Annotated in this window: 6 protein-coding genes; 2 read left to right on the top strand and 4 right to left on the bottom strand. The window is 40.6% G+C overall.

Going from position 1 to position 7,476, the window contains the following annotated elements:
- Nucleotides 1-35 precede the first annotated feature (35 nt).
- Nucleotides 36-1,892: an AAA domain-containing protein gene (locus AB7U21_RS08975; protein ID WP_428388432.1), complete on the bottom strand. Its 1,857-nt coding sequence runs from the start codon at nucleotides 1,890-1,892 to the stop codon at nucleotides 36-38.
- A 337-nt stretch (nucleotides 1,893-2,229) separates the two neighbouring features.
- Here AB7U21_RS08975 and istA point away from each other — a divergent pair, with 337 nt between their 5' ends.
- Together istA and istB are read left to right on the top strand one after the other, a co-directional pair.
- Complete coding sequence (gene istA / locus AB7U21_RS08970) at nucleotides 2,230-3,768, top strand: IS21 family transposase (protein ID WP_428388430.1); 1,539 nt, start codon at nucleotides 2,230-2,232, stop codon at nucleotides 3,766-3,768.
- A 4-nt stretch (nucleotides 3,769-3,772) separates the two neighbouring features.
- On the top strand, nucleotides 3,773-4,519 hold the full coding sequence (gene istB, locus AB7U21_RS08965; RefSeq protein WP_428388428.1) for an IS21-like element helper ATPase IstB: 747 nt from the start codon (nucleotides 3,773-3,775) through the stop codon (nucleotides 4,517-4,519).
- A gap of 335 nt (nucleotides 4,520-4,854) precedes the next feature.
- Here istB and AB7U21_RS08960 read toward each other — a convergent pair whose 3' ends face one another.
- The 3 genes from AB7U21_RS08960 to AB7U21_RS08950 all read right to left on the bottom strand — a co-directional run bounded on the left by AB7U21_RS08960 (nucleotide 4,855) and on the right by AB7U21_RS08950 (nucleotide 7,297).
- A complete protein-coding gene (locus AB7U21_RS08960; protein WP_428388426.1) occupies nucleotides 4,855-6,141 on the bottom strand; it encodes a UvrD-helicase domain-containing protein in 1,287 nt (428 codons plus the stop codon).
- 225 nt (nucleotides 6,142-6,366) lie between these two features.
- Entirely contained in the window at nucleotides 6,367-6,516 is a 150-nt protein-coding gene (locus tag AB7U21_RS08955) for a hypothetical protein (protein WP_428388424.1), read from the bottom strand.
- 298 nt (nucleotides 6,517-6,814) lie between these two features.
- Complete coding sequence (locus AB7U21_RS08950; protein ID WP_428388422.1) at nucleotides 6,815-7,297, bottom strand: GldL-related protein; 483 nt, start codon at nucleotides 7,295-7,297, stop codon at nucleotides 6,815-6,817.
- Nucleotides 7,298-7,476 lie beyond the last annotated feature (179 nt).

The raw sequence follows: 7,476 nt of genomic DNA, 5'->3' as shown, positions 1-7,476 counted from the left end.
TACTAAAAAAACAAAATTGGCTTAAGCTGGTTTGTTTAACCAATTAATACCATGTTTGAGCATTTTGAAATCGGGATCAGGCTTGTGGCAATATCACACTGACCGGCTTCATCGATAGTCAGTAAATCAAATTTGAATGTCCTACCCAGTTTGCGACTTGAGATGTTGGTTGTGAGGATAATTGGAAATATTCTGGTAAATCTTTCCAGGTTTTTGTCGTCAGCAATCCACTTGTTAAATTCCTTTACCTGCTCGTTTTCATCGTCAATATTCAGAATGCCAGCCAGGTCGCTGTAATCTTTGCTTTTTAAGCGTTTGATATGTTTTAAGGACTCGAAGTAAAAATATTGAAGCAGCTGTTGATTACCCTGGATTACTTCAAAGATTCCTTTAATGTTAGCGTCAGTTGTTTCAGGAATCTGATTTAATCGTTCTTCAAGTTTATTTTTTTCCTGATCAAGCAGCCAATAACTGCCATTTGATGATAATCTGGATATAAAATCAAGGTTTTGCTCCAAATCGATTCTGTCCTCATAGTTCTTTAATTTCTCAAGCAGTCTTATGTTGTTTTCTTTTGATTTTTCTTTCAGATTGAACAACAATTCTTCTCTGGGGACATCCTTGGTTTCAAATTCATACAGCAATTTTATCCTTTTCAATGCTTCTGCAACCAGTTTGTTGTTGCCCAGCCGGATTAACGGAAAGAGAATCTCCTTATCCTTATATTTTCCAAGGTGCAATTTCTCCTTTATACCGTCAATAGGAATGTTGTTGTTTGACGTTATTAGTAAAGTTTTGTTGTTTACCAGGCAATTAACCACAATGTTTAAGATTGTTTGCGTTTTACCGGTGCCCGGAGGTCCCTGGACATAAGTAACAGGGTACTTTAATGAATTATAGATGGTTCGTAGCTGATCTATATTGACATTACTGTCATAAAGAACGATATGTGGTTCTTTTCTGTTTTTCCTGTCAAGCAAGGATAAATTCTGGAAGAACGCTTTCAAAGGAACCTGCAATTGTTCCTTTGAGTGATCAGAATTTATTTGATCGTAAATGTCCGATATATCTATTTGCCGGTAACCCAGGACGACGATTTCCGGCCTGGTATTGGGTAACTCCCCTGATCTGAAATTATCGGATAAGAGCTTTATCGTACCATTTGCATCTTCACGGTATGCCGTCTCAAAGTCGATAGGGCTTAAATCTGAATAATATGACAGCGAATATTTGGTCTCATTGATGTAAAAAATTGAATTAAAATTTGTTGTGGACCCTATCAGAAGGGTTTTCGCAACCGGGTCAAACATTAACTTTCTGAATGCGACAACAAACTTCCCTTTTGATTCCAGGTCTATTGAGAATTCGCAGATAGCAAGGTCATAATCATAGAAAGTATTGTAATCATTCCGGTAGATTTCTTTTATTATGTGTTTTTGTTGCTTTTCTGATAGGAGATATGGATTTTGTTTTTCCAGTTCATGAATATCCAGATCCGGAATTAAATGTGTCTTGTGCAGGAAGCGATCAGTATTTGCTTTGTAACACTCTAAATAATAATTTAATACATTATTGTCATACCTGTCGAAGTCATATTTCTGTAAACTCTCATCCTCATCAATCTTCTTAATCAATTTGTCAGGAACATCGTAATGCGAAAACTTCAGGATCTCGGCTGTCTGAATCCTGGAAATGAAAATCTTCGCATCATAAATCGGGTCATCTTTTGTGACATTGAACATGTTAACATTAAGCTCATCGTCAGCATTAATATCCCAAATGCTGATCCAGAACGGATTAATCTCCTCATCTTGATTTTTGTACGTAATGTTAAGGTATTTGCCTTCTCTGATTGCCTGTCCTATGAGTACCGTTATCTTATTTTCAACCATGATGTGAACGTTTTATTAGAATATTGCATTCCGTAATACTGCTGAGGTATGCCTATTAATGGTTATGCCTTTTACCACTGCGACAGGATTGCTCATCGTTTTTGGCTAGGAAATGACTAAGCCCAGAACGAGCATCAAAACTATAAACGTCATTTGTAATCGGGAAGCAAAAATGCAGTGAAAATGGGAACTGCAATGCAGTAAAAACGGGAACAGGAATACAGTAAAATCGGGAACAATAATACAGTGATAAGTTAACTTGATTATTAACCTGTGCTACCTTCAGGTTTTGGTAAAAAATACTGAGATGGAGGCACGACAAAAACAACTTATCATTATGTATCATGAGATCCGAAGACTCCGCGATGCTGAACATTTTTCTATTCAGCGCATAGCGGATCAGTTAAAAATCAACTTCCGCACAGTAAAGAAGATACTGGGTATGACGGAAGAAGATTATGACAGGTTTATAGAGAAGAAGTGGGCAAAAGCTCATTATCTTGACCCTTACCGCGATTTTATTGTCAGGTACCTTCAACAGTACCCTGATACGCCAGCGGCAGTAATGCATGATAAGCTCAAGGAGCAGTTTACTACACTGCCGAAGGTTGATCCGAAGACTGTTTACAGCTATGTGATGATGGTTCGCAGGGACCATAATATTGTCAGGGTCAGTGCCAGTGAGAGGCAGTACTCGGCAGTCCCGGATCTCCCTCCCGGGCACCTGGCTCAGGTTGACTTCGGGGAGAAGAAGCTCCGGAGAAGTAACGGGGAGTGGGTCAAGGTTCACTTTTTCGTGATGCTTCTGTGTTACAGCCGTCAAAAATTTGTTTTGTTCCTTGACAGGCCCTTTACTTCTGATGATGCAGTCATAGCCCATGAGAAGGCATTTGAGTTCTTCGGAGGCATACCCCTGGAGATAGTCTATGATCAGGACAGTGTTTTTCTGCACCGGGAAAATGGCGGAGATTATATTATGACAGATGTTTTTCAGCGGTATGAGGCCAGCCGGGGTTTTAAGGTTACTTTTTGCCGGGCTGGCGATCCCGAGAGTAAGGGCAAGGTTGAGAACTCGGTTAAATATGTCAAGCACAACTTTCTTTTTAACCGCACATTTATTAACACTGAGATCCTTAATGATCAGGTCCTGGCCTGGCTTGAGCGCACTGGCAATGGCATGGTACACAATACCACTCGTAAGGTGCCGCAGGAGCAGTGGCTGCTTGAGCGGCCCTTCCTACGGCGCTGGATGCCACTTCTCACCGCTGCAAGAGTTAATGGTCATAAGGTTATTAAAACAAATACCATAAAGTACCGGGGTAACAGTTACTCGCTTCCTTTCGGCACATATCGCAATGACGAGACGAGAGTATTTGTAACAGAAGAGGGTAATCAGCTGGTAATAAAAGATACCGGCGGAAGTATAATCACCACACATCTTATCCCGGAGGGGGTGGGTAATAATATTGTAAACACTAACCATCGCAGGGATACCTCCATTAAACTTGACGCTCTCCGTGGCAGAGTAAGGGAGTTCTTTGGTCACACCGTTGAGATAGATACATTTATCGATAAGATCAACACTCTTTATCCCCGCTATGTCCGGGACCAGCTTACGGCAGTTCTTACGGCGGCAGAGAGAAGCGGGCAGCAGCAGGCAGAGGTAGCCCTTGAGTTCTGTGTGCGTAACAGCCTGTTCAGCGCCAGTGACTTCAAATCGATCCTCCAGGGCCAGCTCTCCGGCAGGACCCAACCTACGGCGCTACGACCTGTCATCAAGCCCCTGGGAGATGCCAAGACACAGCTTATAGTGAACATAGAGCCCGAGAGAAGTGACATACGGGAGTACGAAGTGATTTTTAACCAAAGCCTCTGATGCCATGAGTCAGTACATACCGCTTATCAAGCGTCAGGCCTCGCGCCTTCGCCTATCGGGTATCGGGGGTAACATCACCAGCCTTCTCCAGGAGGCAGAGCAAGACTCTCCGAGTTATGATGAGTTCACACATAATCTGTTCTCTTATGAGATTAAGGGCAGGGAAGCTAAGCAGCTTACACTGAAGATGAAGCTTGCCAGACTGCCATTAAATCATGATCTTGAGGTCTATGACTTTAATTTTGCCTCCGGACTGTCGGCTCAGCAGTTGAACCAACTACGTGAGCTCAACTGGCTGGATCAGTGCTACAATATCATGTTTAGCGGCCCATCAGGAACCGGTAAAACATACATCTCTGCAGGACTGTGTTATGATGCCCTTAGGCGTGGATACAAAGCATACTTCCGGGGCATGAACGATATCCTCGCCACCCTGCGGCTGAAGGAACTTACCCCTACCGCAGTAAAGGAGTTTAAACGACTTACAGAAGCTCAGCTTATTGTTATTGATGATGTTATGACACTGCCTCTTGGAAGGGAAGATGGCAACAGGTTCTTTGTCTTCTTAAATCAAATCTACGAGACAACGTCGTTCATTATCACAACCAACAAATCACCGGCAGAATGGGCCAGATCAGTCGATGACGAGACCCTGGCTACTGCTCTGCTTGACCGGTTGCTCTATAAGTGCCAGTTAATCCAACTACAGGGCAAGAGTTACAGAATGCAGAACAGACAGACAATTTTTTAAAACTTGATGAAAGCTTACGAGAAAATAGGCATACTTTTGCACCAGAGTCACTGCAGTATTGTTCCCAAAAACACTGCACTCTTGTTCCCAAATTTACTGCACTTCATTTTCCCGAAATCACGGTATTTCTTTTTCCTGTTTACAGGAGTCCCCGGCGGGAGCCGGGGCAGGCCGGCTGGTTTTTGCCCGGCGGCTTCAGCCGCTAAGCCGGGCCGATAAAGCACCAACTGGTTTTGGTGTGCCCGTCTGACGGACCGGCGCACAAAAACCAGTCGAAGCCAATGACATATACCGACCTGTTATGCGCTGCCATTTTATAAATAGTAAATAAATATTTATCTCAATCTACTTATTTTGTCTGGATCAATCCAGTTTAAGAATGGAGCTGGTTCACCTGTAGTTGATATTAAAAACACTTTCTTCTTTGTACGTGTTAGGGAAACAAGGAAATTACAAAAGTCACGATCTGAAATTTGCTTTTTGTCTGTATTTGAAATGAAATACCTTTCATCGAAATGAGTTATAAATACAACATCTGCCGAAAGACCCTTAGAACTTTGAATAGTAGTAGATTTTATTGGTATATTTCTTAGTGCTGGATTGCCATTTTTTAAAAGTGTAGTATCTATTTCTTCCTTCAATTGGCTATAACCAAGTTTTGATGGTTCAATATTGAAACGACGAAAAGCCTCATCAAGTAATTCTTGATTAACTGCCTTATCTTTAGAAATATACTTAAGAACTTGTAGTATTTCCTTAATACTCTTTTGAGTATCAGTTGGAAGACAATCATGGAATTTAATTGATGAATTGGACTGTGTTTCTTTTATTACTTTTACAAAGTCTTTCCCACTCAAGAAGGATCGAGCAACAATTCTCCAACCTAAGTTACTAACTGGATCTTCTAAAAGGATTCTATATCCGTCCATCAATGATGGCTCTATTTCATCTGTTTTTATGGAATATTCAATTTGATTTAGACCTTTTTCTTTTAGTGACATTGCAACGGTTTCACATTGTTTTTTGAATGGAGATATTATTAGTACTGAAAATTTGTCTCTAATATCCATAGCCAATTCTTGAAGGCATTGCTCAATAAACCAAGGAACTTGTGCTGCAAAAACATTTTTGTAAATTATTCTGGGATATTTCGCACTAATTTTATCCTTCTCTTTATTATTGAAATACCTGAATGGTTTATCAATCCTGTCCTTAAGTAATCCATTTGCTTTAGCGGAATGAATCAAATCATTTGTGGCTTCAACAACTACACGCGGGCATCTAGAGCAATATGGCAAATTAAATGCATGATATTCAGGCATTTTATCACCATGCCTTTCTCTAATAAACGTGGGAGTAGCACTCTTAAATTCATATAATGCTTGATCGTCATCACCCGCTAAAAGAATTGGGCTCGATGTAGCAAGGTAATCTATCAGAGTAACTTCAAGTTTATTGAAGTCTTGAAATTCGTCTACAAGGACTTGCTCATAAAATGGTATAGTAGTTGCATCTTCTTCAAAACATCTTATTGTAGAATATATAACATCTGAATAGCCGTAATAATCATAGAATTGACGCCTTTTTATATAAAAATCAATGTTGGGATTTGAATTATCCATCTCTTGAAAAGTCCTATCAAAATCTATGTCTTCTCCCTTTAGGATTAAAGCATCTTCTTTTATTACTTGAGGTAGTTTTGGAGATATTTTGATTGTTTTCCTTAGTATTGAACTTAGAATGCTACGTCCAAAACCATGAAGTGTTTTAACATCTGATAGACCATAGAGTTCGAGAGATAAATCTTCGACTAGAGAATTAACAAATGTTAGGGTAAGTGTCAGACTTTACCCTTTTAAAGCTTCCTTGAATAGAAAAGTCTTACCAGTGCCTGGACCCGCAACTATAACCTTTTTTGGTGTTTTTGCATCAATTATTGCTTCAGAGTGTTGTCTTCTTTCGGCTTCTAATTTTTCGTAAATGTCTACTAGGTCCATTTTGGAATTTTATTAATATTTATAAAATGCTAGTAATTAGCAGTTTAACTTATGGTTGCGCATAACGTTCGGCGGTATGTGTCTGTTGCCTCAGAGTCGCGGTGGCGCGCGTTTTTGCACTCGTGGTGCGATGCAGAGTTGTTATATTGTTTTGTTTACTCTCGCGTTGGCAAAAACCGTGACACCAGGAGGGAGTCCCCGGCGGGAGCCGGGGCGGGCCGTACCGCAGACCACTTAACGATCCTCTTTAGCCAGAAGATTCTCGCGGTACGGAGAGGCAATGACATATACCGACCTGTTATGCAGCGTAATTTTCTACAAAGTAAATTATACCCATAATCAAGGCAAATACTATTAAGCGATGTGGTATTGTCTTTATGAATAGCACATTTGTACTTTTTTGAGATTTGAGATACACCATGGTTACTATTACTATTCCAAGGGTGATCATTCCGACCTTCATCAACAATCCAGCATTAGGATAATGAGCTATTTTGAAAAGTATTCCTATGCACATGATGGAACTTCCCCAACCGACCAGTTTCATATAGAACTGATCATACAAAGTGGCACCAGGAATTGCCAGATAAGCAAAAGCAGAAAAGAAATAGATAACGGCAGCTATGGTAAAAACCAAATTGACAATAACTCCGATTGAATTCTTAGTTGCTATTTGTATTGCATAAGTTGCCAACATTATAAGGAGTATCCATATTTCCTTAACAAGTATTTTCTCATTAATCAATTTGGCAATCTTTCTGGTTAGTTGGTTCTCAAACATACTATATCGTGTTAGGGTTTTCCTTTATGCTGCATAACGTTCGGCGGTATGTGGCGTTGCCGTAGAGTCGCGGTGGCGCGTGTTTTTGCACTCGTGGTGCGATGCAGGATTATGATGGTTATTACTTTATTCTCGCGTTGGCAAAAACCGTGACACCAGCGGGAGCCCCCGGCGGAAGC

Source organism: Methanomethylovorans sp. (assembly GCF_050177135.1).
Classification (GTDB): Archaea; Halobacteriota; Methanosarcinia; order Methanosarcinales; family Methanosarcinaceae; genus Methanomethylovorans.
Note: the sequence above shows the minus strand (reverse complement) of the source record. Positions and strands in the feature narration are given on the sequence as shown.

Coding starts and splice junctions, on each gene's coding strand:
- AB7U21_RS08960 (WP_428388426.1), bottom strand. CDS start 6,141: ATGGATAATTCAAATCCCAACATTGATTTTTATATAAAAAGGCGTCAA.
- AB7U21_RS08975 (WP_428388432.1), bottom strand. CDS start 1,892: ATGGTTGAAAATAAGATAACGGTACTCATAGGACAGGCAATCAGAGAA.
- istB (WP_428388428.1), top strand. CDS start 3,773: ATGAGTCAGTACATACCGCTTATCAAGCGTCAGGCCTCGCGCCTTCGC.
- AB7U21_RS08955 (WP_428388424.1), bottom strand. CDS start 6,516: ATGGACCTAGTAGACATTTACGAAAAATTAGAAGCCGAAAGAAGACAA.
- AB7U21_RS08950 (WP_428388422.1), bottom strand. CDS start 7,297: ATGTTTGAGAACCAACTAACCAGAAAGATTGCCAAATTGATTAATGAG.
- istA (WP_428388430.1), top strand. CDS start 2,230: ATGTATCATGAGATCCGAAGACTCCGCGATGCTGAACATTTTTCTATT.